Source organism: Streptomyces sp. NBC_00154 (assembly GCF_026342835.1).
In the GTDB taxonomy this organism is placed as follows: domain Bacteria; phylum Actinomycetota; class Actinomycetes; order Streptomycetales; family Streptomycetaceae; genus Streptomyces.
On record NZ_JAPEMI010000001.1, the window covers coordinates 1,803,369 to 1,828,867 of the forward strand.

17 protein-coding genes, 1 pseudogene and 1 riboswitch are annotated in these 25,499 nt (G+C 70.9%); of the genes and pseudogenes, 6 read left to right on the forward strand and 12 right to left on the reverse strand.

The features are described 5' to 3' along the window. Positions 1-21 precede the first annotated feature (21 nt). Positions 22-1,443 carry an AarF/ABC1/UbiB kinase family protein gene (locus OHA03_RS07875; RefSeq protein ID WP_267002105.1) on the forward strand — a complete coding sequence of 474 codons (1,422 nt, stop codon included), beginning with the start codon at positions 22-24 and terminating at the stop codon, positions 1,441-1,443. Between the two features lie 28 nt (positions 1,444-1,471). On the opposite strand, the gene OHA03_RS07880 is transcribed toward OHA03_RS07875, so the two are convergent. The 5 genes from OHA03_RS07880 to OHA03_RS07900 form a co-directional block, all read right to left on the reverse strand. Continuing rightward, positions 1,472-1,675 carry a hypothetical protein gene (locus tag OHA03_RS07880; RefSeq protein WP_267002107.1) on the reverse strand — a complete coding sequence of 68 codons (204 nt, stop codon included), beginning with the start codon at positions 1,673-1,675 and terminating at the stop codon, positions 1,472-1,474. 166 nt (positions 1,676-1,841) lie between these two features. Continuing rightward, on the reverse strand, positions 1,842-2,165 hold the full coding sequence (locus OHA03_RS07885; protein WP_030915517.1) for a hypothetical protein: 324 nt from the start codon (positions 2,163-2,165) through the stop codon (positions 1,842-1,844). Between the two features lie 32 nt (positions 2,166-2,197). Then, the gene (locus tag OHA03_RS07890; protein ID WP_030915514.1) at positions 2,198-2,566 is read right to left on the reverse strand and encodes a WhiB family transcriptional regulator; all 369 of its coding nucleotides are present in this window, start codon (positions 2,564-2,566) and stop codon (positions 2,198-2,200) included. A 172-nt stretch (positions 2,567-2,738) separates the two neighbouring features. Further along, the gene (locus tag OHA03_RS07895) at positions 2,739-3,065 is read right to left on the reverse strand and encodes a hypothetical protein (protein ID WP_267002109.1); all 327 of its coding nucleotides are present in this window, start codon (positions 3,063-3,065) and stop codon (positions 2,739-2,741) included. A gap of 166 nt (positions 3,066-3,231) precedes the next feature. After that, entirely contained in the window at positions 3,232-5,436 is a 2,205-nt protein-coding gene (locus OHA03_RS07900) for an ATP-dependent DNA helicase UvrD2 (RefSeq protein ID WP_267002111.1), read from the reverse strand. A 204-nt stretch (positions 5,437-5,640) separates the two neighbouring features. Between OHA03_RS07900 and OHA03_RS07905 the strand changes: the two genes are divergently transcribed. After that, positions 5,641-5,883, forward strand: a complete 243-nt coding sequence (locus OHA03_RS07905; protein ID WP_030915506.1) for a mycoredoxin — start codon at positions 5,641-5,643, stop codon at positions 5,881-5,883. A 152-nt stretch (positions 5,884-6,035) separates the two neighbouring features. Here OHA03_RS07905 and OHA03_RS07910 read toward each other — a convergent pair whose 3' ends face one another. From OHA03_RS07910 to OHA03_RS07925, 4 genes are all read right to left on the reverse strand, one after another. After that, positions 6,036-6,902, reverse strand: a complete 867-nt coding sequence (locus OHA03_RS07910) for a bifunctional 5,10-methylenetetrahydrofolate dehydrogenase/5,10-methenyltetrahydrofolate cyclohydrolase (protein WP_323181170.1) — start codon at positions 6,900-6,902, stop codon at positions 6,036-6,038. Positions 6,903-6,941: 39 nt separating this feature from the next. Next, a riboswitch (ZMP/ZTP riboswitch) is annotated at positions 6,942-7,038 on the reverse strand. A gap of 99 nt (positions 7,039-7,137) precedes the next feature. Further along, entirely contained in the window at positions 7,138-8,082 is a 945-nt protein-coding gene (nudC, locus tag OHA03_RS07915) for an NAD(+) diphosphatase (RefSeq protein WP_267002114.1), read from the reverse strand. 44 nt (positions 8,083-8,126) lie between these two features. Further along, positions 8,127-9,521, reverse strand: a complete 1,395-nt coding sequence (locus OHA03_RS07920; RefSeq protein ID WP_267002116.1) for a dipeptidase — start codon at positions 9,519-9,521, stop codon at positions 8,127-8,129. Positions 9,522-9,531: 10 nt separating this feature from the next. After that, positions 9,532-13,020, reverse strand: a complete 3,489-nt coding sequence (locus OHA03_RS07925; protein ID WP_267002118.1) for an ATP-dependent DNA helicase — start codon at positions 13,018-13,020, stop codon at positions 9,532-9,534. Positions 13,021-13,245: 225 nt separating this feature from the next. On the opposite strand from OHA03_RS07925, the pseudogene OHA03_RS07930 reads away from it, so the two are divergent. Continuing rightward, positions 13,246-13,485, forward strand: a pseudogene (locus OHA03_RS07930) (SAM-dependent methyltransferase); the annotation flags it as partial. A gap of 172 nt (positions 13,486-13,657) precedes the next feature. Here the strand turns inward: OHA03_RS07930 and OHA03_RS07935 are convergent. Then, a complete protein-coding gene (locus tag OHA03_RS07935; protein WP_267002120.1) occupies positions 13,658-17,086 on the reverse strand; it encodes an ATP-dependent DNA helicase in 3,429 nt (1,142 codons plus the stop codon). Positions 17,087-17,343: 257 nt separating this feature from the next. Next, on the reverse strand, positions 17,344-17,766 hold the full coding sequence (locus tag OHA03_RS07940) for an MGMT family protein (RefSeq protein WP_267007971.1): 423 nt from the start codon (positions 17,764-17,766) through the stop codon (positions 17,344-17,346). Positions 17,767-18,002: 236 nt separating this feature from the next. Between OHA03_RS07940 and OHA03_RS07945 the strand changes: the two genes are divergently transcribed. The 3 genes from OHA03_RS07945 to OHA03_RS07955 all read left to right on the forward strand — a co-directional run bounded on the left by OHA03_RS07945 (position 18,003) and on the right by OHA03_RS07955 (position 24,203). Further along, on the forward strand, positions 18,003-20,837 hold the full coding sequence (locus tag OHA03_RS07945; protein WP_267002122.1) for a lysylphosphatidylglycerol synthase domain-containing protein: 2,835 nt from the start codon (positions 18,003-18,005) through the stop codon (positions 20,835-20,837). 102 nt (positions 20,838-20,939) lie between these two features. Then, the gene (locus OHA03_RS07950) at positions 20,940-22,571 is read left to right on the forward strand and encodes an alpha/beta hydrolase (RefSeq protein ID WP_267002124.1); all 1,632 of its coding nucleotides are present in this window, start codon (positions 20,940-20,942) and stop codon (positions 22,569-22,571) included. Positions 22,572-22,619: 48 nt separating this feature from the next. Continuing rightward, positions 22,620-24,203, forward strand: a complete 1,584-nt coding sequence (locus OHA03_RS07955) for an alpha/beta hydrolase (protein ID WP_267002126.1) — start codon at positions 22,620-22,622, stop codon at positions 24,201-24,203. 96 nt (positions 24,204-24,299) lie between these two features. Here the strand turns inward: OHA03_RS07955 and moeZ are convergent, their stop codons facing one another. After that, the gene (gene moeZ / locus OHA03_RS07960; protein WP_093772733.1) at positions 24,300-25,478 is read right to left on the reverse strand and encodes an adenylyltransferase/sulfurtransferase MoeZ; all 1,179 of its coding nucleotides are present in this window, start codon (positions 25,476-25,478) and stop codon (positions 24,300-24,302) included. Positions 25,479-25,499 lie beyond the last annotated feature (21 nt).

Genomic DNA, 25,499 nt, shown 5'->3' on the forward strand with positions numbered 1-25,499 from the left:
GTCTGGGATTTGGAGGGGCGTATGTCTGATCTACCCCGGAAAGCGGTCACCCGTACCGCCAAGTTGGCCGCACTGCCCCTCGGCTTCGCCGGCCGGGCCACGTGGGGTCTGGGCAAGCGGATCGGCGGCAGGTCTGCGGAGATAGTGGCCCGCGAGCTCCAGCAGCGCACGGCGGACCAGCTGTTCAAGACACTGGGGGAGCTGAAGGGGGGTGCCATGAAACTCGGTCAGGCCCTGTCCGTCTTCGAGTCGGCGCTGCCCGAGGAGGTTGCCGGGCCGTACCGGGCGGCGCTCACCAAACTGCAGGAAGCGGCGCCCCCCATGCCGACCCGCACCGTCCACGGGGTGCTGGCGGAGCGGCTCGGTGAGGACTGGCGGGAGCTGTTCCTCGAATTCGAGGACAAGCCGTCGGCCGCCGCCTCGATCGGGCAGGTGCACCGGGCGGTCTGGCACGACGGGCGCGAGGTCGCGGTGAAGGTGCAGTATCCGGGCGCCGGGGAGGCCCTGCTCTCGGATCTCACCCAACTCAGTCGTTTCGCCCGGATGCTCGGCCCGCTGATCCCCGGGATGGACATCAAACCGCTCATCGCGGAGCTGCGCGACCGCGTGTCGGAGGAGCTGGACTACGAACTGGAGGCGCGGTCCCAGCAGGAGCACGCCGAGGAGTTCGCGGACGATCCCGATGTGGTGATCCCGGGTGTGGTGCACCAGTCGGACCAGGTGCTGGTGACGGAGTGGATCGACGGTGTGCCGCTCTCCGAGGTGATCACTGACGGCACGCAGGAGCAGCGGGACCGTGCGGGCCAGCTGCTGGCCCGATTCCTGTTCTCGGGTCCGGCGCGCACGGGCCTGCTCCACGCGGACCCGCATCCGGGCAACTTCCGGCTGCTGCCTGCGGGAACCGAGGACGGCGAGGCCGGGCAGTGGCGGCTCGGGGTGCTGGACTTCGGCACGGTGGACCGGCTGCCGGGCGGTCTGCCGCAGCCCATCGGGGACTCGTTGCGGCTCACGCTGGCGGGTGACGCCGAAGCGGTGTACGAACTGCTGCGCGAGGAAGGCTTCGTCAAGGAGTCGATCGACCTGGACCCGAATGCGGTACTCGACTATCTGCTGCCGATCATCGAGCCGGCGCAGGTGGAGGAGTTCACCTTCACCCGGAGCTGGATGCGCAATCAAGCGGCTCGGATAGCGGATCTCCGCTCCCCCGCCCATCAGCTGGGCAAGCAGCTGAACCTGCCGCCCGCCTATCTGCTCATACACCGGGTGACGCTGAGCACGATCGGAGTGCTGTGTCAGCTGGGTGCGACGGTGCGGCTGCGGGACGAACTGGAGTCCTGGGTCCCTGGGTTCCTGCCGATCGAGGATCTGTCCGTCGAGGACCTGCCGATCGCGGACCTGCCTGAGCAGGAGCAACGGGTGGGCGACGCGGCAGCCGAGGCATAGGTCCCGGGACCGGGCCGGGGCGGGCCTGTCACCACCAGGGCGAGTCGAGGCGGCCTTCGATCGCCCTGATATGGCTGCGGGCGCAGTTGTCACAGAAGTACTGGCGTCTGCCGTTCTCCACGGAGCAGACCCAGGTCGGCGGCGCGTACTCGCTGTCGGCGGCGGTGCCGCACCGGGCGCACACCACGACATGCGCGCCCGGTTGTGCGGGGTGATGAGTCTCCTCGTTCACCTCGTGACGATAACTCCGTCCCCGCCGCGCGGCACGTCACCACACAGCACGACCGCGGGGCCGGTCCGTTCGGACCGGCCCCGCGGAAGGGGTACTGACACGAGGTACTGATCGCTGCCGGGCAGAGCGGCTGTCCGGCAGCGGGTGGAGCGGTTCTTCGGCCTGACTAGTGCATGACCGCCATGGCCAGCGCGCGGCGGGCGCGCATCGAAGCGCGCTCCGCCCGGCGCTGCATCCGCCGGGCGGAGACCAGGCGCACGGCCTGGCGCTCCGCGTCGGCTTCCCTCAGGCGGTCGTGCATATGCGCACGAGCCAGAGCTTCTGGGATGAGTTGCATTTCACGGGTCCTGTTCTGACGCGAGTCGTTCGCGCCGATGCTTGTGACGTTCGGTGTTGCGGAGCCGACGGGCTCATTCGTGGGGACGGACATTGGTGCCTGATTTCGGGGATCGTGGGTTCGGGGACGGTCGATGGTTCCGATGCGCTTCATGGGTTTGGGGGCCGTGACCTCCAGGCCGGCGATCACGCCGCGACCGGGTTCTTGCGCGGACGGCCACGCGGCCGCTTGCGAGCGACGACGACGCCCTGGATGAAGAGCTCGCCACCCCAGACACCCCACGGCTCGCGGCGCTCCTTGGCGCCGGCGAGGCAGGCCTCGACGAGCGGGCAGGTGCGGCAGAGGGACTTGGCGTACTCGACATCGGCCGGCGACTCGGCGAAGAAGACCTCCGGGTCGTAGGAGCGGCAGGGGACGGGCACGCCGAGGTTCTCGATGGCGTCGTCGAGCGCGGTGAGCGCAGTGAGGGGGATCAAGGTGGAGTCCTCCGTGAGGCCGGGCGGGGGGATCGTTTCGGAAGGCGGTACGGACGGGGCGTGCGCTTCGAGTTGCACGGTGGTGGTGTCCTCGTCTGGTCGTTCCGGCCGGTCGGCCGGGTGGCTGCTGGTACCGGGTGCTGCTTGTCCCGAGGCGCCTTTTCGCTGTGTCGTCCGTTTGGACAAAACAAAAGGGCCGCGGATCCCGAGTGGGGTTCCGCGGCCCTGAAGGCGCCGGCCTGATGGTCCATCAGGCTGGATCGCTCCAGGGTTCAGGCCCACGGAAGGCCCACATCTTGTGGTGGTGCGTCGTCTGCTGCTCGGCTCCGGCACCGACTGCCGCAAAGGCATAGGCCGCCTTGGCCTGTCCCTTCGCTACTGCTGCCGTCGGTGCCTGGGTCGGTCGCTCATTGCGCTCCCGCACGGGGAGGCTCGCCAGGGACAGCGGGCTGACGGCGGAAATGCCGGACAGACCGGTGCCACGCAGCGAAGATTCCGAAGAGCAGGCGAGGCCGAGCGAGCAGGCGGAGACGACCGACAGATCGGTCATTTTGTTGGTCTCGATGATGCTGATCACGACAATCGCCTCCTCTCGGCGTCTCGGGGGGACCGGGCCTGCCGGTCCTGCGTATTCGGATAAGTACAGCACGGGGTGAGGGCTTCAGAGAAGTCGCTGTTCCCGTGGTTAAGAACCTATGGTGATGACTGGGGCGGGCGCAAACTATTTTTTCGACGAGTTTTTCTCACACCTCGTCGTCGTCTCCTCCGAGCCCCTCGTCTGGATCCTGGCCTGCGCATATGGCCAGCACGGCGGCGCCGAACCGGTCCAACTTCCGGACACCGACCCCGGAGATTCCCGCCAGTTCACCGTCGCTGCCCGGGACCGCCTCCGCGATCGCGATCAGCGTCTTGTCGGTGAACACGCAGTAGGCCGGCTGGCCGATCTCCTTGGCCTGTTCCGCGCGCCAGTCGCGCAGCCGTTCGTAGAGCGCCTCGTCCATGTCGGAGGGGCAGTCCTCACAGCGCATCAGCTTCATCTCGCCCGCGTCGGTGAGAGTCTTGCCGCAGACCCGACACAGGGCGGGGCCACGGCGCCTGCGCTTGGCCACCGCCGGCCGCTCGATGCCTCCCCCGGCGCTTCCCACGGTGCCGGCCGCGCCGCGGCCGCCGCCGAGCGCCGCCGAGCCGGGGCGCAGCCCGTTCAGGAAGCGGCTCGGGCGCCGTCCGCCGCGGCTGCCGGGCGACCGGGACAGCGACCAGGACAACGAGAGATGGAAGCGTGCTCGGGTGACGCCGACGTACAGCAGCCGGCGCTCCTCCTCGATCTGCTCGTCGGTCTTGGCGTACGTGATCGGCATCATGCCCTCGGTCAGCCCGACCAGGAACACGGCGTCCCACTCCAGGCCCTTCGCCGAGTGCAGTGACGCCAGCGTGACTCCCTGGACCGTGGGGGCGTGCTGGGCTGCCGCCCGCTCGTCCAGCTCCGCCACCAGGTCGGAGAGCGTCGCCCCCGGCTTGGCCTGTTCGAAGTCCTCGGCCAGCCGGACCAGGGCGGCCAGGGACTCCCATCGGTCGCGCACCGCCCCGGAGCCGGCGGGCGGCTCCGTGGTCCATCCCTTGGTGGAGAGCACCGCCCGCACCTGCGAGGGCAGCCCCTCCGCGTCGTCGAGCAACGAGTCGTTGCCCCCGGCACGGGCGGCGCCGCGCAGGGCGACGCCCGCCTCCCGTACCTCCGCGCGCTCGAAGAAGCGCTCCGCTCCCCTCAGCTGGTACGGCACGCCCGCGTCGGACAGGGCCTGCTCATACACCTCGGACTGGGAGTTGACCCGGTAGAGCACGGCGATCTCGCCGGCCGGGACGCCCGCAGCGATCAGATCGCGGATCCGGCGGGCGGTGCCCTCGGCCTCGGCGGGCTCGTCCGCGTACTCCGTATAGGCCGGCTCCGGCCCCTGCTCCCGCTGCGAGACCAGTTCGAGCCGGTGCTCGGCGGCGCGGCCGCGGGCCTGGCCGAGCACGCCGTTGGCGAGATGGACGACCTGGGGCGTGGAGCGGTAGTCCCGAACCAGCTTGACCACGGTCGCGTTCGGGTGGCGGGTGCGGAAATTCAGCAGGTGGTCGGGGGTGGCCCCGGTGAACGAGTAGATCGTCTGACCGGCGTCCCCGACGACGCACAGGTTGTCCCGGTCGCCGAGCCATAGGTCGAGGAGTCGCTGCTGGAGCGGGCTGACGTCCTGGTACTCGTCGACCACGAAGTGCTGGTACTGGCGGCGGACATGGTCGGCGATGTCATGGCGGTCCTGGAGGATCGCGACGGTGAGCAGCAGCACATCCTCGAAGTCGATCACCGAGCGGTCGCGCTTCAGCTGCTCGTACATCGCGTAGATCTGGGAGATCTCGGCCGGATCGCGCGGGGCGTCCCGCTGGGTCTTGGCGACCACGGCCGGGTAGTCGGCGGGCACGGTCTGGGTGACCTTCGCCCACTCGATCTCGCTGGTGACGTCCCGCAGCTCGTTGCGGTCGAGCCGGATGCGGCAACGGGCGGCTGCTTCGGCGACCAGCTGGACCTTGCGCTCCACCAGCCGCGGCAGATCACCACCGACTGCTTTCGGCCAGAAGTACTGGAGCTGTCGCAGGGCGGCGGAGTGGAACGTCCGCGCCTGCACCCCTGCCGCGCCGAGCTGGCGCAGCCTGCCCCGCATCTCGCCCGCGGCCCGGTTGGTGAACGTGACAGCCAGCACACTCGTCGGCTGAAGTATCCCGGCACGCACCCCGTACGCGATGCGGTGCGTGATCGCTCGCGTCTTGCCCGTACCGGCTCCGGCCAGCACACACACCGGACCGTGCAGGGCCAGGGCGACCTCGCGCTGCTCGGGGTCCAGCCCGTCGAGCACGGCGTCCGCCGACTCGGGGACCCGGGGGAAGAGAGAGGAATGCGTTGCTGATGTCACCCCGCCATGCTGCCAGGTCGGGAGAGGCGGACGCGGAAGTTGTCCACAGGGGGGCGGTATCCGTCGTATTAATGCAGGGGCGGCTGCGGGAATGGCGGCCAGGTCACGTACGTTCCACTCCCTGCGGGGGGCACCTTTCCAGCTTTTCCGCCAGACGCGGCAACGCAACGTGACGAGACGAACGAGACAGAGGAGCGGGAAAACATGCCGGGCACTGTGACGATGTACAGCACCACGTGGTGCGGTTACTGCCGTCGGCTCAAGGGCCAGATGGACCGCGAGGGCATCACGTACAACGAGATCAACATCGAGCAGGACCCGGAGTCCGCGGCCTTCGTCGAGAAGGCCAACGGGGGCAACCAGACCGTTCCGACCGTGCTCTTCTCGGACGGTTCGACGCTGACGAACCCCTCGCTGGCCCAGGTGAAGCAGAAGATCGGCGTCTGATCGCGCGCGCTTGCGCTCTTCGCGCCGGCGCGAAGTGCCAGGGCTAAGAGCCCGCACGAAGAGCCGGCACCAAGAGCCCGCGTGAACGCCCGCTGCCTTCCGGTCGCCCCGGAGGACGGCGGGCGTTCGCGTACCCGGAAGCCGGGCTCGGGTCACGCCGCCGCGACGCCGAGCTGCCGGGCCGCCGCCGCGACTGTCTGCTCGAGAAGCATCGCGATGGTCATCGGTCCGACACCGCCCGGCACCGGGGTGATCAGCCGTGCCCGCTCGGCAGCTGTCTCGAAGTCGACGTCGCCGACGTTGCCCTCGTTGTAGCCGGCGTCGATCACCACGGCGCCCGGCTTGATGTCCGCACCGGCGATGAAACGCGGCTTGCCGACCGCGGCGAGGAGGACATCCGCCTCCCGCACGATCGACGAGAGGTCGGCCGTCCGTGAGTGGCAGTACGTCACGGTGGCGTCCCGGCCGAGCAGAAGCATCCCGGCGGGCTTGCCGAGGATGGCGCTGCGCCCCACGACGACCGCCTGCTTTCCCACGAGGTCGACGTCGTACTCGTCCAGCAGGCGGATGATTCCGCCGGGCGTGCAGGAGACGAAGCCGGGCAGGCCGAAACTCATCGTCGCGAACGAGTGCATGGTGACCCCGTCGACGTCCTTGGCCGGATCGATCGCTTCGAAGGCGGCGCGTTCGTCGATGTGCGGTCCCACAGGGTGCTGGAGCAGGATGCCGTGGACACCGGGGTCGGCCGACAGTGCGGTGACCGCGTCGACCACATCCTGTGTGGTGGAGGTGGCAGGAAGGGCCACGTGCCGCGACTCGATGCCTGCGCTCTCGCACCGGCGACGCTTCATCCGGACGTAGGTCACCGAGGCCGGGTCTTCCCCGACCAGCACCGTCGCCAGGCAGGGTGCCTTCCCGGTGCGCAGCCGGAGTTCGGCTGCCGTCGCCGCGCTGGTTTCGATGATCCTGCGGGCGAGGGCGGTGCCGTCCATCGGACGGGCTGTCTGGATCTGGGCCACGTTTCGCTCCTGGGTGTCACGAGGATCGCGAGGATCACGGTGTGTCGCCCAGGCGCACGGCATCGACGGTTGTCGAGAGTCTCGTCGGACCGCTCCCCGGTGGTGCTCCACCTCAGCGCCAGTCACGGCCCGGGGCCAGATTAGTGCGCCGTCGTCTCTTCGGGGGAGAAACCGGCGCGGTCCTGAAGGCGCGACCGGGCCACGCACGCCCCGGTCGCGCGCCGAGCAGCGCGCGTCAGCCGACGCTGCCCGGCCTCGGGAGCGGCTTGCCGTACCAGAGTTCGATCAGACGTGCCGCGATCGAGATGCCGAACGGCGGCAGGACCTCGCCCGACTCGAAGGCCGCCGTCAGGTCCTCGCGGGAGAACCAGCGGGCCTCCTCGATCTCCTCGCCGTCCACATTGATCTCCGACGAGGTGGCCCGGGCCATGAAACCGAGCATCAGGCTCGACGGGAACGGCCAGGGCTGGCTGGCGATGTACTCGACCTCGCCGACCGTGACGCCCGCCTCCTCGAACACCTCGCGGGCCACGGACTGCTCGATCGACTCCCCCGGCTCGACGAAGCCCGCGAGCGTCGAGAAGCGGCCTTCCGGCCAGTGCACCTGACGGCCCAGCAGAGCACGGTCCTGGTCGTCCGTGACCAGCATGATCACCGCGGGGTCGGTGCGCGGGTAGTGCTCGGCGCCGCAGGCCTGGCAGCGACGGATGTGGCCGGCCGCCGCGATGACCGTGCGTTCGCCGCAGCGGGAGCAGAAGCGGTGCAGCCGCTGCCAGTTCTCCAGCGCCACCGCGTGCACCATCAGCCCCGCGTCGCGAGGGCCGAGCAGCAGTCCGGCCTCGCGCAGGCCGGCCGGGCGGGCCGGCTGGTCCATGCGGCCGGGCAGGGAGTCCTTCTGGAGCGCGAAGTAGCTGACGCCGTCCTCGTCGGTGCCGAGGAAGTAGCGGTGGGTCTCGGTGACCGGGGCCTCGAAGGCCGGGGTCATGACGATCTCCGTACCGCCGTCGGCCGTGTCGTCGATCAGCACCTGCCCGCCCGAGACCACGAAGACGCGGGTGGTCGGGTGGCTCCAGGCGGCGGAGAGCCAGGCCTCGTCGAGGCGGTGGTGCGCGGCGCGGTCGATGCCGCTGGGCGCGGTGAGACCGATGGGCCGGTCTGTCGCGTTGTCGAAGGTGCTCACAGGTGCTTCCTACTCCCCCGGGACGGTTCGGGTGTTCAGAGGATTCAGCGGAGTGCGGCCGACAGCTCGCCCCACAGGTGGGCGGTGGTCTCCACGCCCTTGAGCAGGAGATCGAGTTCGACCTTCTCGTTGGGGGCGTGCCAGCCGTCGGACGGTACGGAGATGCCCAGGAAGAGGACGGGTGCGCCGAGCACGTCCTGCAGGTCGGCGGCGGGTCCCGAGCCTCCTTCGCGGGTGAAGAGGATCTTCTGGCCGAAGGCCCGTCCCATGGCTCGGGCCACGGCCTGCAGGGCGGGGTGGTCCAGCGGGGTCAGGCAGGGACGGGTGGCGGGGGCGAAGGTGATCCGGTGGCGGATGCCGGCCGGGAACTGCGCCTCGGCCCAGACGCGGACGGCCTGCTGGACGTGGTCGGGGTCCTGGCCGGCGACCAGCCGGAAGCTGATCTTCACCAGGGCGGAGGACGGAATGATGGTCTTGCTTCCGGCGCCCTGGTAGCCGCCGCCGATGCCATTGACCTCGGCGGTGGGGCGGGCCCAGATGCGTTCCAGCGTGGAGTAGCCGGCCTCGCCCGTCGTGGCCTGCGACTTGGCGGTGCGCAGCCAGGTGTCCTCGTCGAAGGGGAGCTCGGCGAAGAGGGCGCGCTCGGTGTCGGTGAGTTCCCTCACGCCGTCGTAGAAGCCGGGGATCGCGACCCGTCCGTCCGCGTCGTGCAGCGCGGCGACGAGGCGGGCCACGGCGGTCGCCGGATTGGGGACGGCGCCGCCGAACGATCCGGAGTGGATGTCCTGCTCGGGGCCGTACAGCTCGATCTCGCACTCGGCGAGGCCGCGCATGCCCGTGCAGACCGTCGGGGTCGTCTCGTCCCACATGCCGGTGTCGGAGACGATCACGGCGTCCGCCGCCAGACGCGCCGCCTGCTGCTCGACCAGGTTGCGGAAGTGCGGGGAGCCGGACTCCTCCTCGCCCTCGACGAGGAGCTTGAGGTGTACGGCGGGGGTGGTGCGGCCGGTGGTGACGAGGTGGGCCCGGACGCCGAGGGTGTGGAAGAACACCTGGCCCTTGTCGTCGGCCGCGCCGCGCCCGTACATCCGGCCGTCCCGGATCACCGGTTCGAACGGATCGGTGTCCCAGCCGTCCTCCCGGGCTGCGGGCTGCACGTCGTGGTGCCCGTAGACGAGGACGGTCGGAGCGTCCGGGTCGTCGGACGGCCACTCGGCGAAGACCGCGGGCGCGCCTGCGGTCTCCCAGATCTCCGTGACCGGGAAGCCGGTCTCCTTGAGCTTGGCGGACAGCCACTCGGCGCTGCGTCGTACGTCTCCGTCGTGCTCCGGCTGGGCGGAGACGGAGGGGATCCGCAGCCACTCGGCGAGGTCGTCGAGGAAGGCTGTGCGGTGCTGCTCGGTGTACGTACGGACGGCGCTGTCCGGGGTGTCGCTCATGGTCTTGAGCCTATCGGCCCATCGGAGGTGGCTCGTCCAGGAGGAGCTGCTCCAGCTCGGCACGGCCCGGCAGGTGGTCGGGACGGACGGCTTCCCCGCTGCGGACGAACAGGAAGGTGGTGGTGACGGAGTCGAGTGGTATGTCGTGCAGTTCGGCCCAGGCGAGGCGGTAGACGGCGAGCTGGAGCGGGTCCGCGGCAGGGGTGCCCGAGGTGCCTTCGCGGCTGCTGGGCACATTGCGGGTCGTCTTCCAGTCGACGATCTCGTACGTGTAACCGTCGGGGCCCTCGTTGCGGTACACGGCGTCGATCCGGCCGCGGATCACCCGGCCCGCGAGGGTGATCCGGAACGGTGTCTCGACGCGGTACGGGGTGCGTTGGGCGTAGGGGGTGCGCTCGAAGGCCTCCTTGAGCGCAGCGAGGTCGCGCTCGTCCGCGATGTCGGCGTCGCTCTCGTCGCCGCCGGGCAGCTCGTCGGGGCCGAGCATGGGCAGCGGCAGCTCCTCGAAGCGGGCCTCCACCCAGGCGTGGAACCGGGTGCCGCGGCGGGCTGCCGGAGCGGGCGGGCGGGGCATGGGGCGGGCCAGTTCCTGGGCGAAGCCGTCGGGGTCGTCGGCGAGACGCAGCAGCTGCGTGGCGGAGAGCGAGGCGGGCACGAGGACCTCGCGCACAGTGGCGCGGGCGCGGCGCAGCTCACCGGCGAGCGCGTCGAGGTCCCGGTCCCAGGAGGCGAGGGTGCGGGACTCCTCCGGGGTGAGCCGTGAGGGGGTGCGGGCCGCGGGGACGTACGGGTTGGGGGCATGTGGTGCAGGCCCCGGGGCCGCGGGGGGTTCGGTCGACCAGGCGTCCCAGTCCGCGGCCTCGTCGTCCGGGTACGGGCCCTCGTCGGCGTACGGGTCCTCGTCCGGGAAGGGGAACGGGAACGCGTCGTCGTCCAGTGCGGCGGGATACGCCCCCGGCACCAAGTCGCTCCCCGCCGTCGCCGACTTCTCCAGATGAGCCAGCACCGTGTCCGCGGCCGCCCGGCGGCGGGCGAGTGCCGTGTCGTCCAGGGGCAGCGGCCAGGCGTGGTCGGCGGCCGCAGTGGCCGCCAGTGCCGGGTTCTCCTCGTCCTCGGCCGGCTCGTCCTCCCAGGCCTCGATCTCGCCGTGTCCGGCCGCACAGTGCTCGTACAGCGCCTGCAGAAAGTCGGACGGTCCGCGCGGCTTCTTCTGGGACGGGCCCCACCAGTGGCCGGAGCCGAGCAGCAGGGTGCGGGGCCGGGTGAAGGTGACGTATCCGAGGCGCAGCTCCTCGGTGTGCTGATGCTCCTTCATCTCCGCTTTGAAGCCCTTGAGCCCCTGGGCGTCCCAGGTGTGGACGACGGGGAGCGTGGCCGCGTCGCCGCGCAGGGCGTGCGGGAGGACCTTGGACTGGGAGGTCCAGGCGTCGCGGGACTGGCCGCTGGGGAACTGGCCGGCGACCAGGCCGGGCACGGCGACGACGTCCCACTCCAGACCCTTGGACTTGTGGGCGGTCAGGACCTTGACGGTGTTCTCACCGCCGGGCAGCGCGTTGTCCAGGCCCTTCTCGTACTGGACGGCGGTGCGCAGGAAGCCGAGGAACGCCAGGAGCGTGGCCTCGCTGTCGACGGAGGCGAAGCGGGCCGCCACGTCCAGGAAGTTGGCGAGGGTCTCCCGGCGGCGGGCGGCCAGGGCCTGCGGCGACGCGGAGAGTTCGACTTCGAGGCCGGTGGTGGCGAGGACGCGGTGCAGGACGTCCATGAGGGGGTCGGCCAGCGAGCGGCGCAGGTCGCGCAGTTCGGTGGCGAGGCGGGCGAAGCGGATGCGGGCATCGGTGGAGAACGGCAGCCCGTCGTCCTCCGTACCGCTCGATTCGAGGAACGTGTCGAGGGCGTCGGCGAGCGAGATGACCTCGGCCGGGTCGATGCCTTCGACGGCTTCGGCGAGCCGGCGGTCCGGGTCGAAGTCCTCGTCGTCGGCGTGGACGGCGTGGTGGACGAGGAGGCGGGCGCGGCGGCCGAGGAGCGCCAGGTCGCGCGGGCCGATCCGCCAGCGGGGGCCGGTGAGCAGCCGGACCAGGGAGGCGTTCGCACCGGGGTCCTGGAGGACTTCACACACCGCGACGAGGTCGGCGACCTCGGGCAGGTGCAGCAGCCCGGAGAGGCCGACGACCTCGACCGGGATGTCACGGGCGACGAGCGCGGCCTGGATCTCCGGGAAGTCCCCGGCGGTGCGGCACAGGACGGCGATCTCACCGGGTGCCTTCCCGGTCCGGACGAGATGGGCGATCGAGTCGGCGAGCCAGTCGATCTCTTCGGTGTGGGTACGCAGGAGGACGCAGCGGACGATGCCGTCGCGCTCGGCGCCAGGGGCAGGGCGCAGTGCCTCGACGCCCTCGTGCATGGCGCGCAGCGGCTCGGCGAGCCCGTTGGCCAGGTGCAGCAGGCGACCGCCGCTGCGGCGGTTCTCGCTGAGGGAGTACCGGGTGGCGGGGGTGCCGTCGGCGTGCGGGAAGTGGCGCGGGAAGTCGTCGAGATTGGCGACGGAGGCGCCGCGCCAGCCGTAGATCGCCTGGCAGGGGTCGCCGACGGCGGTGACGGCGTGCCCGGACGCGGTGCCGTCGGGGCCGCTGCCGAAGAGGGCGGAGAGCAGCAGCCGCTGGGCGACCGAGGTGTCCTGGTACTCGTCGAGCAGGACGACCCGGTACTCGTCGCGCAGGATCGCGCCGACCTCGGGGCGGGTGAGGGCGAGCTCGGCGGAGAGCGCGATCTGGTCGCCGAAGTCGAGGAGGTCGCGGCTGCGCTTGGCGTCCCGGTAGCGCCGGGTCAGCGAGAGGAGCTCGCGGCGGGCTTCGGCGGTCTCTGGGATCTTGCGCAGCTCGGCGTTGGTGAGCCGGGCCGATGCGAGCGTACGGAGGAGCTCGGTGTCGTACTCCGCGAGCTGTTCGGGGCGGACGAGATGCTCGGCGAGTTCGGCGTCGAGTGCCAGCAGATCGCTGACCAGGGTGGGGAACGACCTGGTCAGGGCCGGGTAGGGGCCGGGGGCCTCGCGCAGCACGCGGGCGGCCAGCTGGTAGCGGGTGGCGTCGGCGAGGAGGCGGGTGGTGGGTTCGAGTCCTATCCGCAGTCCGTGCTCGGTGAGGAGCCGTCCGGCGAAGGCGTGGTACGTGGAGATGCTGGGCTCGCCCGGGGGGTTGTCCGGGTCGATGACGTCCGGATCGGTGACCCCGGCGGCGACGAGGGCCTTGCGGACGCGCTCGGAGAGCTCGCCCGCCGCCTTGTTCGTGAACGTGAGCCCGAGGACCTGCTCGGGGGCGACCTCTCCGGTCCCGACCAGCCACACCACGCGCGCCGCCATCACCGTGGTCTTCCCGGACCCGGCTCCGGCCACGATCACCTGCGGGGCGGGCGGCGCGGTGATGCAGGCCGTCTGCTCCGGGGTGAAGGGGATCCCGAGGAGCTCCTTGAGCTGCTCGGGATCGGTGATACGTGAGGACACTCCACAGAGGCTAACCGGGCGGACCGACAGTGTGCGGGGCGATGAGCCGGACCGGGCGGTGGCCGGGAAGTGCCTCGTCCGGGATTGCTGACCGGTCCAGGTTGAAGGCCGACCGGTCCCGATCGCATGTGATCGCATCAACGACCTTACGAGGAGGGTCATATGGGCCCCGACGCACCTGCCCCCGGCTTCGGGCCGAACGCCGGAACGGACTCCGCCGGGCTCATGAGGCGCATCGATACGACGAAGGCGCATCCGGCCCGGGTGTACGACGTGTTCCTCGGTGGCACGGACAACTTTCCCGCCGACCGGGAGGCCGCGGCCATGGCGCTGGCGGCCAATCCACGGGGGCACCTCGACGTCCGGCACAACAGGGACTTCGTACGGCGGGCCGTGACCGAGCTCACCACGGGCGCGGGTATCCGGCAGTTCCTGGACGTGGGGGCGGGGCTGCCGACCCGGCAATGCGGCCGACGCGGCCGAGGCGCCGGAACCGGCGCCTTCCGCGGAGCACCTGGCGGGTCTCGACGCCATCGAACGGACCCGGTACGTGAACATCGGCGAGGCGACCGATGACGACATCAATGTCTACGTGACCGTAGCCCGCAAGGGCTGACCGTCCACAGCCGATACCCCGTCACTCCAGGATGTGGCGGCCCTCCGGCTGCGCGCTGCAGGACCCCCGGAACGTGCAGTGGGTGCAGTGCTGGCCGGTCGTGGGGGTGAAGCGTTCGTCCAGGACACGGCCCGCGGCCGTGGCCAGCAGGTCGGAGACCCACTCGGTGGTGGGCGGCTCCTGGGCCTGCACCTTGGGCAGGGCGTCGCCGCCCTCCTTCTTGGGGGCGGGCTGCCTCAGCTGGACGAGTTCGGCGCCGCCGGGGGCAGGACGGTGGCCGTCGAAGATCTCGTCGACCGCTCCTTCCCGGACGGCCAGCTGATACACGGCGAGCTGGGGGTGACGGGCGACCTCGTCCTTCGTCGGAGCCTGCTTTCCGGTCTTGAAGTCGACGACGTACGCCCGGCCGTCGGCGTCCCGTTCGACGCGGTCCATGGAGCCGCGGATCCGTACCTCGTACTCCCCCGCTTCGAGCGTCACGTCGAAGTCGTGCTCGCTCGCGGCGGGGGTGCGGCCGGTGCGGTCCATGACATGCCAGCGCAGGAAGCGCTCGAGGGCGACCCGTGCCTGCTCCTTCTCCTGTTGCGACTTCCAGGGGGCGTCGAAGACCAGCCCGTCCCAGACCGAGTCGAGGCGTTCCATCAGGACCGCCAGATCGGCGGGGGTGCGGCCGGAGGCGACCTCGTCGGCGAGTACGTGCACGACGTTGCCGAAGCCCTGCGCGGCCGTCGCCGGGGCGTCCGCCTTCACCTCGCGGCCGAGGAACCACTGCAGTGCGCAGGTGTTGGCGAGCTGGTCGAGTGCGCTGCCGGAGAGCGCCACGGGGTGGTCCCGGTCGCGGAGCGGGACGGCCGAGCGGGTCGGCTCGTACAGGCCCCACCAGCGGTACGGATGGGCCGACGGTACGAGCGGCTGGCCCTCGTCGTCCGTGAGTGCGGCCAGCCGGGCCAGCCGGTGGGCCGCCTCGTCGCGCAGGGCGTCGGAGGCATCCGGGTCGACGGTGGTGGCGCGCAGCTCGGCGACGAGCGCGGCGACGGCGAGGGGCCGGCGGGGGCGGCCCGTGACTTCGCGCGGTTCGACGCCGAGCTCGGTGAGGAAGCGGGACGGCTGGTCGCCGTCGTCGGCGGGGGCCTTCACCGCGGTGACGATCAGGCGTTCACGGGCGCGGGTCGCTGCGACGTAGAAGAGGCGGCGTTCCTCGGCGAGCAGGGCGCCCGGGGTGAGCGGTTCGGCGAGTCCGTCGCGGCCGATCCGGTCCGCTTCGAGGAGTGAACCGCGGCGGCGCAGGTCAGGCCAGAGGCCCTCCTGCACCCCTGCGACGACCACCAGCCGCCACTCCAGCCCCTTCGACCGGTGCGCGGTCATCAGGCGTACGGCGTCGGGGCGTACGACGCGCTTGGAGAGGGTGTCGGCGGCGATGTCCTGGGCGTCGACCTCTTCGAGGAAGTTGAGCGCGCCGCGGCCGCCGGTGCGTTCCTCGGCACGGGCCGCGGTGTCGAAGAGCGCGCAGACGGCGTCGAGGTCGCGGTCGGCGTTGCGGCCGCCGGCGCCGCCGCGCAGCGCGGCCCTCTCGAGCCGTCCCGGCCAAGGGGTTCCGGCCCACAGCTCCCACAGGGCCTCTTCGGCTGTACCGCCGCCTTCGAGGAGCTCACGGGCCTTGCGCAGGAGCGCGCCGAGACGCTGGGCACCGCGGGCGTACGCGGGGTCGTGCGCGACGAGACGCTCGGGCTCGGCGAGTGCGCGGGCCAGCAGTTCCCCAGAGGGCGCCGGTACGCGATTCCCGGCGGCCCGCTCCTCGTCGCGCAGCGCCCGCCCGAGCCGGCGCAGATCGGCGGCGTCCATCGAGCCGAGAGGGGAGGCGAGGAGGGTGAGAGCGGTCTCGGTGTCGAGCCAGGGAGCAGGAGACTCGTCGGAGGAGGGAACCGGGGCGGGGTCCGGGGCCGGATCCTCGGCGGCGTCCGCTCCCGGTGTCCTCTTCGTGGTCGTCGTGCGGTGCAGCGCCGCCGTGGCGACCGTGCGCAGTGCCATGAGGAGCGGGGCCACCGCCGGTTCGTGGCGCAGCGGGAGGTCGTCGCCGTCGACCTCCAGAGGCACGCCCGCCGAGGTGAGCGCGCGGCGCACCACGGGGATCGTGCGGCCGCCGGCGCGTACCAGCACCGCCATCTCGTTCCACGGCACGCCGTCCTCCAGATGGGCGCGGCGCAGCAGGTCGGCGATGTTGTCGAGCTCGGTGGACGCGGTCGGGTACGTGTACGTCTCCGCCCGGCCGCCCTCGCGGACCGCCGCGAGCTCGCGGTGGGCGCGCACCTTCGCCGACGGCAGGCGGGTCAGCGGCATCCGGCGGGTGAGCAGCCGGGTGGCGGCCAGCAGCTGTTCGCCCGAGCGGCGCGAGGTGGTGAGGACGCCGACCGGGGCCGGGTCGCCGTCCGCTCGCCGGAACGTCTCCGGGAAGTCGAGGATGCCGTTCACATCGGCGCCCCGGAAGGCGTAGATCGACTGGTCCGGGTCGCCGAACGCGATCAGGTCCCGGCCGCCGCCGGCTCCCGGCGCACTCCCCCGGTTGCCGGCCAGCGCGTGGAGCAGCCGCACCTGCGCCGGGTCGGTGTCCTGGTACTCGTCGACGAAGACCGCGTCGTACTCGCCGGCCAGCAGCGCCGACACCTCGGGGCGCTCGGCGAGGAGCACCGCCCGGTGGACCAGCTCCGCGTAGTCCAGTACCCCCTGCGCGTCCAGCACGTCCAGGTACTCGGCGAGGAATTCGGCGGCCGCACCCCAGTCCGGGCGGCCGGTGCGGCGCGCGAAGTCGGCGAGGGCGTTCGGGCCGAGGCCCAGCTCGCGGCTCCGGGCCAGCACCGCGCGTACCTCGTCGGCGAAGCCTCGCGTGGTCAGGCAGGCCCGCAGTTCGTCGGGCCAGCGGATGTGCGCGAGGCCCTCCTGCTCCAGTTCGAGCTGGCCGGCCAGCAGATCGCGGACGGTTACGTCCTGCTCCGGTCCGGAGAGCAGCCGCAGCGGTTCGGCGAAGAGGTCGGCGTCCTGGTGGGCGCGGACCAGTGCGTAGCAGAAGGAGTGGAACGTGGTGGCCTGCGGGCCGCGAGCTGCACCGAGCCGGGCGGCCATCCGGTCGCGCAGCTCCACCGCGGCCTTGCGGCTGAAGGTGAGCACGAGGATGCGGGCCGGGTCGCCGCCCCGGGCGACGCGGGCGGCGACCGCCTCGACGAGCGTCGTGGTCTTGCCGGTGCCCGGCCCGGCGAGGACCAGCAACGGACCGCCGGGGTGATCAACCACCGCCTGCTGCGCCGCGTCCAGGAGAGGGGGGTCCACGGAACCCGGCCGGGTACGCACCAGTCGGTACGCGCCCGTGGTCCTCCCCCTACGCCCCTGCGGGCGTGGAGGGACCCCCTGCCGTGCCTGACGGTGCGGACTGTTCCGGGTGAAGGGGGAGGAGCTCACGTGGATCGCCGGTCCTGGTGGGTGTGCTGGTGGTGAGGGGGCGGGGGTGCGCGCCGCGAACTGTCGACGCTACGCCAGCGAAGGGGTCGGATGCGGCGAGTCCGCTGCGGCGATCGTCACGTTCCATGTCGCACCGCAGGTCGCCCGGAAAGGTGCGCGGAGAGTCCCGGAGCAGGTCGGGCAGCAGGTCGCGCTGCACTTCTCGCATGTCCTGCGGTCCCGGCTGCTCCCGTCGTGGGACCGAATGGCGGAAGCTGTCAGGTGTGAGCAGCTCCGTCCTCGCCCTCGGCCCCGCCGTGACCGCCGCCGGTCACGCCGTCCCACCGTGCACGCTTCATGTCGAGGCGCGGTATGTGGCCCTCCGCGCTGCGCGACGCCTCGCGCAGCGGGGTGCTCTCCTCGCGGTAGTGGTCCAGCGCCTGCAGTTCGTGGCCGGGCAGCAGCGCCCCGTCGGAGCGCACCACACGCCACCACGGCGCCGCACCGCCGTACAGCGCCATGACCCGGCCGACCTGGCGCGGCCCGCCCTCGCCCAGCCACTCCGCGATATCGCCGTACGTCATGACACGGCCGGGTGGGATCAGGTCGGCGACATCGAGCACGCGTTCCGCGTACTCGGGCAGCTCGTCGGGCACCCGTTCGTCCCTCACGCCGTCGTCGCTCGTCCGGTGTTCGCTCATCCGACCCATGGTGCCGTACGCCACCGACAGCCCGGCCCTGATCGCGAGCGACCGCTGCGTATCCATCCGGTCACCGAGTGTGCACACAGGAGCAAAGGAGCGTATGTTGCCCCTCGCGCGACCGTGCAATGCACCCTGATGCCCCCCTCTGTCTCCAGGCCGTGCCACCATCATGCGGGCGGTGACCGGTGATACGAGAACACGAAGACCAATCAGAGGCGACGAAGGAGCAGGGCGTGCAGCCACCGAAGGCGGCGGACGCCTCTGATGCCGAGCCGCGCCCGGAAGAAGGCCAGGACCAGGCTCAGGCACCGGAGCGGAAGCCGGCACCGGAGCAGAGGCCGTCATCCGAGACGGAGCGCGAGCTGAAGCAGGGGCACGGCCAGGAGCCTGCGCAGCAGGCCCGCCCGCACCATCTGGTCGGCTCCACCCTCTCCACCGTCCGCGCGGCCGAAGAAGCCGACCGTGTCTCCGGGGACGAACCGCTGCTCCCGGCGCGCGTGCACCGCCCCTCCGACCTCATGCGGCTCCTCGTCGGCGTGCTGGCGATCGCCGTCCTGTTCTCCATCGCCGCGTTCGCCCACGGCACCACGACCGGTCTCGAGAACGACATCAACAAGGGCACCGACCAGGCGCCCGACGTCCTCATCAAGATCGCCGGTCTGGTCTCCAGCATCGCCGTGCTGCTCGTGCCCGTCGCCTTCGCCATCGAGCGGCTGATCAAACGCGACGGGCTGCGGATCGCCGACGGGGTTCTTGCCGCCGTGCTCGCGCACGGGGTGACGCTCGCCACCGACCTGTGGGTGGCCAAGGCCGCCTCCGGCACCATTCAGGACGCCCTCACCCAGCCGCAGCCCGGTGCTGCGCTCACCGATCCCGTCCACGGCTATCTCGCGCCCGTCATCGCCTATATGACGGCGGTCGGCATGGCGAGACGGCCGCGCTGGCGGGTCGTGCTGTGGGTGGTGCTGCTACTCGACGCCTTCGCCATGCTGGTCGGCGGCTATACGACACCGTTCTCGATCATCCTGACCGTGCTGATCGGCTGGACCGTGGCCTACGGCACGCTGTACGCGGTCGGCTCGCCGAACGTCCGGCCGACCGGTCAGCACCTGATGGCCGGTCTGCGCCACGTCGGCTTCCGCCCGGTCACCGCGATGCGCGCCGACGACGCGCCCGACTCCGGCGACCAGAGCGACCGGGGCCGCCGCTATCTGGTCTCCCTCGAGGACGGTCCACCGCTGGATGTGACGGTCGTCGACCGGGAACAGCAGGCGCAGGGCTTCTTCTACCGGGTATGGCGCAGGCTCACCCTGCGGGCCTTCACCCAGCGCCGCTCCATCCAGTCGCTGCGCCAGGCCCTGGAGCAGGAGGCGCTTCTCGCGTACGCGGCGATCGCCGCCGGGGCCAACGCCCCCAAACTGATCGCCACCTCGGAGCTCGGTCCCGACGCCGTGATGCTGGTGTACGAGCACATCGGCGGACGTTCGCTCGACGCGCTCGAGGACGTGGAGATCACCGACGATCTGGTGCGCGGTGCCTGGCGGCAGGTGAAGGCGCTCCAGTCGCGGCGGATCGCGCACCGCAGACTGACCGGCGACGCGATCCTGGTGGAGCCTTCCGGCACGGTGTTCGTCACCGATCTGCGCGGCGGGGAGATCGCGGCCGGTGATCTGGTGCTGCGGATGGACATCGCCCAGCTGCTCACCACCACCGGTCTGCGGGTGGGCGCCGAGCGGGCCGTCGCGGCCGCGCTCGAAGTACTCGGTCCCGACGCCGTCGCCAACTGTCTGCCGCTGCTCCAGCCGATCGCGCTCAGCCGCTCCACCCGGGCGGCGCTGCGCAGGCTCGCCCGGGAGCGGTCGCAGCGGGAGCGGGAGGCGGTACTCGAAGCGTCGGACGCCGCCAAGCGTGCCAAGGCCCAGGAGTCCGAGGTGTCGGAGGCGGAAGGGGTCCCCTCGGTCCCCGCCGACCGCAAGGCGCTCCGTAATGAGAAGCAGGCGGAGAAGCGCGCCGAGAAGCGGGCGATAGACGATGCGCTGGACGAGGCCCGCGAGGAGGATCTGCTGACTCAGATCCGCCGCCAGGTGCTGCTGATCCGGCCGCAGGCGCCCGTCGAACCGGTTCGGCTGGAGCGGATCAAGCCGCGCACCCTCCTCAGCTTCATCGCCGGTGCCATCGCCGCGTACTTCCTGATCTCCCAGGTCACGGAGGCCGACTTCGGTGCGGTCGTCGAGCAGGCGGAGTGGGGCTGGGTGGCGGCGGCGCTCGGGTTCTCGGCGCTGAGTTACATCGCGGCCGCTATGAGCCTGCTGGGGTTCGTGCCGGAGCGGGTGCCGTTCGGCAAGACGGTGCTGGCGCAGGTGGCCGGCTCGTTCGTGAAGATCGTCGCGCCGCCCGCGGTCGGTGGAGTGGCGCTGAACACCCGGTTCCTGCAGCGTTCCGGGGTGCGCCCGGGGCTGGCCGTCGCGAGTGTCGGCGCCTCGCAGCTGTTCGGGCTCGGCTGCCATGTGCTGCTGCTGGGCGCGTTCGGCTATCTGACCGGTACCGAGAAGACCCCGTCGTCGCTCACCCCGTCCAGGACGGTGATCGCCGGGCTGCTGACCGTCGCGGTGCTGGTGCTGGTGGTGACCGCGATCCCGTTCCTGCGGAAGTTCGTGGTGACGCGGGTACGGTCGCTGTTCGCCGGAGTCGTACCGCGCATGCTCGACGTCGTGCAGCGGCCGCAGAAGCTGCTCACCGGCATCGGCGGCATGCTGCTGCTGACCGGCCTGTTCGTGATGTGTCTGGATGCGTCGATCCGGGCGTTCAGCGGTCCCGACGTACCGCAGCTCAGCTACGCGAGCATCGCGGTGGTCTTCCTCGCCGGCAACGCGCTGGGTTCGGCGGCGCCGACCCCGGGCGGTATGGGCGCGGTCGAGGGTGCGCTGACGCTGGGGCTGATCGCGGTCGGTCTGCCGAAGGAGGTCGCGGCGCCTGCCGTGCTGCTGTTCCGGCTGATGACGCTGTGGCTGCCGGTCCTTCCCGGCTGGCTCTGCTTCAACCATCTCACCCGCAAGGGCGCTCTCTAGAAGGGGCTGTCCCGGCTCACGGATCCGGTCTCCGGGCACCGCCGCCACCCGCTTGGACCGGCGTCCCGCGCGCGGTCCGGCACCCCATCGCACGATGGAGCAATGAGGACCCCCCCTGCCCTGCGCTCCGCGGCCCTCGCCGCAACCGTGACCGTTCTGCTGCCCCTCACCGCCTGTTCGGACAGCGGCGACGGTGCGGCCGACGCGGACCGCACCCAGAACTCTCCGCACCCGGCGAACGCCGCCGACACGTCGGTGCCGGCCGACCTGGCTTCCCAGAAGCTGGAGTGGAAGCCCTGTCCCGCCCCTTCCGCGGCGCAGGGCGGCGGCACCGCCCCCACCCCGCTCCCCGGCGGCACCGCCTGGGAGTGCTCCTTCATGAAGGTCCCGCTCGACTACGCGAAGCCGGACGGCGACACGATCAAACTGGCGCTCATCCGCGCCAAGGCCAGCAACCCGAGCAAACGGATCGGCTCACTCATCATGAACTTCGGCGGCCCCGGCGCCTCCGGCGTCGCCACACTGCCTGAATTCGGCACCACGTACGACAAGCTCCGAACCCGCTACGACCTGGTGAGCTTCGATCCACGCGGGGTCGGCCGCAGCGAGGGCGTGAAATGCGAGAACGACAAGCAGCTCGACGCGCGCTTCGAGAGCGACCTCACCCCTGACGACGCCGCCGAGGTGCAGGCCTACGTCAACCAGCAGAAGGAGTATGTGGCGGCCTGCAAGAAGAACTCCGGCTCCGAACTCCCCTACGTCGGCACTGTCAACGCCGCCCGCGACATGAATCTGATGCACCGGGTGCTCGGCGACGAGAAGCTGCACTACCTCGGTTTCTCCTACGGCACCGAACTGGGCGGCGTCTACGCCCACTTGTTCCCGAAGAGCGTCGGCAGGGCGGTGCTCGACGCGGTCGTCGACCCGACCGAGGACTCCGAACAGTCCTCCCTCGGCCAGGCGCAGGGCTTCCAGCTGGCCCTGGAGAACTTCACCCAGGACTGCGTGAACCGCGGCGCCGCCTGCAAGCTCCCCGGTTCCACCGGAAAGGAGGTCGAGCTGTGGATCGCCGACCTTCTCCAGCGGTTGGAGAAGAAGCCGATCACGGGGCTCGGCACCCGGAAGCTGACGCAGTCCCAGGCAATCACCGGGATCGCGGCCGCCCTCTACTCCCGGGAGACCTGGCCGCTGCTGGAAGAAGGGCTCGACGAGGCGGACGGCGGGAACGGCGCGCTGCTCCTGGCCCTTGCCGACTCGCTGAACGGCCGCTCCGACGACGGCCGTTACGACAACTCGACGGCCGCCAACACGGCCATCAACTGCGTCGACACCAAGCAGCGGTTCAGCGTCGACGAGACGGAGGCGAGGCTCCCGGAGTTCCAGAAGGCGTCGCCGATCTTCGGCGACTATCTGGGCTGGGGTCTGATGGCGTGCACCGGCTGGCCGGTGAAGGGCGTCTGGGACACCCCGGACGTCAGCGCCCCCGGCGCGCCCCCCATCCTGGTCGTCGGCAACACAGGAGACCCGGCGACCCCGTACAAGGGTGCGAAGGCGATGGCTGACGCACTGGGCAAGGGCGTCGGGGTCGAGATGACGTACAAGGGTCAGGGGCACGGCGCGTACAACACCGGCGACGCCTGTGTGCAGAAGACGGTGGGTGACTATCTGCTGGACGGCAAAGTCCCGGCGGCCGGTACTGTCTGTGGCTCAGGGGCTGGCGGCAGCGACAAATAGCACGCGTCGCACGCCGTACGTACAGGCACAACGGGGAGGGACGTACAGGTGGTTCACCATGCTCGCGCCGGGGCTCTGGCCGCTGCCGCGCTGCTGCTGACGGGGGTGCTCGCGGGCTGTGACGGGGGCTCGGACGCGAAGGCGGACGGCAAGGCGGGCCGCAGCGCGACGCCCTCGTCCACCGGGGCGTCCGGCGGATCGGACGGGAAGCCGGGCGCGCTGCCCGCCCTGCCGGCGGCCCTCACCTCCCAACGGCCGGTCTGGAACCGCTGCAAGGCAGTCGGAGGCGAGAGCGCACCGGCGTCCGGCTGGAGATGCGCGACGGTCAAGGTGCCGTTGGACTACGCCGAGCCGACCGGCGACACGATCGCGATCGCGCTGATCCGCAAGGAGGCCCGCGACAAGGGCCGTCGGCTGGGCTCGATGCTGTTCAACTTCGGTGGCCCCGGCGGCTCGGGCGTCTCGATACTGCCGCGCGCCGCCGGATCGTACGGGAAGCTCAACACCCGCTACGACCTGGTGAGTTTCGACCCGCGCGGGGTCGCGGGCAGCTCCGGGGTCAAGTGCCGCAGCGACCAGGAGCAGGAGGTCGCCAACCGGAAGATCGACCTGACTCCGGACACGGCTGCGGAGGAGGCGGCGTTCATGAAGGACGGCGCCGACTTCGGCGCCGGCTGCGAGCGCAGCTCGGGCAAGGTCCTCCCGTACGTCGGTACGACGAACGCCGCGCGGGACATGGATCTGATCCGCGAAGTGCTCGGCGACAAGAAGCTCACGTACTTCGGCATCTCGTACGGTACGGAGCTCGGCGGTACGTACGCGCATCTCTACCCGAAGAATGTGGGACGCACGGTCCTCGACGCGGTCGTCGATCCGACCGCCGACACGATCGGGCACGCCCGCAATCAGGCGACCGGCTTCCAGCGCGCGCTGGAGAACTACCTCAAGGACCGTGGCCAGGACCCGAAGGCGGGCACCCGGCGCATCGCCCGGCTGCTGGAGCGGATCGACGGGAAGCCGCTGCCGACCGGCTCGGGCCGCAAGCTCAACGAGACGCTGGCGATCACCGGCATCGTGACGCCGCTCTACTCCAAGAGCAATTGGCCCGTTCTGACGCAGGCGCTGCACGAGGCCGAGAACCAGGGCACCGGCAATCTCCTCCTCCAGCTCGCCGACTCCTACAACGGCCGTGACAAGAACGGGCACTACGACACCCAGAGCCACTCGCAGCGCGCCATCTCCTGCGCGGACAGCAGGCTCCGGCCGACGGCGGGCGACGCGAAGGCGCTGCTGCCCGAGTTCCGGAAGCTGTCCCCGGTCTTCGGCCCGTTCCTGGCGTGGGACACGGCCGGCTGGTGTGCCGACTGGCCGGTGAAGGGTGAGCACGACACCCCGGAGGCAAGTGCTCCGGGCGCCGGTCCGATCCTGGTCGTCGGGACGACCGGTGACCCGGCGACGCCCTACGAGGGTGCCCAGAAGATGGCGGACGAGCTGGGCAAGGGCGTCGGCGTCATGCTCACCAACAAGGGCGAGGGTCACGGCGCATACGGCGAGAGCCCGTGTGTGACGTCGGCCGTGGACGCGTACTTCCTCGACGGGAAGGTTCCGGCGAACGGCAGGACCTGCTCGTAGAACAGGTCGACGGATACGGCGAAGGGGCAGGCCCGCGCAGTGCGGACCGGCCCCTTCGAAGCGTTCAGCCCCCGTACGGAGGCTCGGTACAGCGGCTCAGTACACCGGCTTCTCGGGCTCGATCTGGTTGACCCAGCCGATCACGCCGCCGCCGACATGCACCGCGTCGGCGAAGCCCGCCGACTTGAGGACCGCGAGGACCTCGGCGCTGCGGACACCGGTCTTGCAGTGCAGGACGATGCGCTTGTCCTGCGGGAGGTCCTGAAGGGCGTTGCCCATCAGGAACTCGTTCTTCGGGATCAGCTTCGCGCCGGGGATCGAGACGATCTCGTACTCGTTCGGCTCGCGTACGTCGATGATCTCGATCTTCTCGTCGGCGTCGATCCACTCCTTGAGCTGCTTCGGAGTGATCGTGGAGCCGAGCGCCGCCTCCTGGGCCTCCTCGGACACGACGCCGCAGAAGGCCTCGTAGTCGATGAGCTCGGTGACGGTCGGGTTCTCGCCGCAGACCGCGCAGTCGGGGTCCTTGCGGACCTTGACCTGGCGGTACTGCATCTCCAGGGCGTCGTAGATCATCAGCCGGCCGACCAGCGGGTCACCGATGCCGGCGAGCAGCTTGATGGCCTCGTTGACCTGGATGGAGCCGATGGATGCGCAGAGCACACCCAGCACGCCACCCTCGGCGCAGGACGGGACCATGCCGGGGGGCGGCGGCTCCGGGTAGAGGCAGCGGTAGCAGGGACCGTGCTCCGACCAGAAGACGGACGCCTGGCCGTCGAAGCGGTAGATCGAACCCCACACGTACGGCTTGTTCAGCAGCACCGCGGCGTCGTTGACGAGATAGCGGGTGGCGAAGTTGTCCGTGCCGTCCACGATCAGGTCGTACTGGGCGAAGATCTCCATCACGTTCTCGGCTTCGAGCCGCTCTTCGTGAAGGACAACATTCACATACGGGTTGATGCCCAGGACCGAGTCCTTGGCGGACTGGGCCTTGGAGCGGCCGATGTCGGCCTGGCTGTGGATGATCTGGCGCTGCAGGTTCGACTCGTCGACCTCGTCGAACTCCACGATGCCGAGCGTGCCGACACCGGCCGCAGCCAGGTACATCAGGGCCGGCGAGCCGAGACCGCCGGCGCCGACACAGAGCACCTTCGCGTTCTTCAGCCGCTTCTGTCCGTCCATCCCGACATCCGGGATGATCAGGTGGCGGGAGTACCTGCGGACCTCGTCGACGGTGAGCTCAGCAGCTGGCTCGACCAGGGGTGGCAGCGACACAGGAACCTCAACAATGCAGGT

What these genes read in the sequence shown, in the direction of transcription:
- OHA03_RS07875 (WP_267002105.1), top strand. Translation starts at nt 22, where the DNA reads ATGTCTGATCTACCCCGGAAAGCGGTCACCCGTACCGCCAAGTTGGCC.
- OHA03_RS07885 (WP_030915517.1), bottom strand. Translation starts at nt 2,165, where the DNA reads ATGAAGCGCATCGGAACCATCGACCGTCCCCGAACCCACGATCCCCGA.
- OHA03_RS07905 (WP_030915506.1), top strand. Translation starts at nt 5,641, where the DNA reads ATGCCGGGCACTGTGACGATGTACAGCACCACGTGGTGCGGTTACTGC.
- OHA03_RS07920 (WP_267002116.1), bottom strand. Translation starts at nt 9,521, where the DNA reads ATGAGCGACACCCCGGACAGCGCCGTCCGTACGTACACCGAGCAGCAC.
- OHA03_RS07940 (WP_267007971.1), bottom strand. Translation starts at nt 17,766, where the DNA reads ATGAGCGAACACCGGACGAGCGACGACGGCGTGAGGGACGAACGGGTG.
- OHA03_RS07950 (WP_267002124.1), top strand. Translation starts at nt 20,940, where the DNA reads ATGAGGACCCCCCCTGCCCTGCGCTCCGCGGCCCTCGCCGCAACCGTG.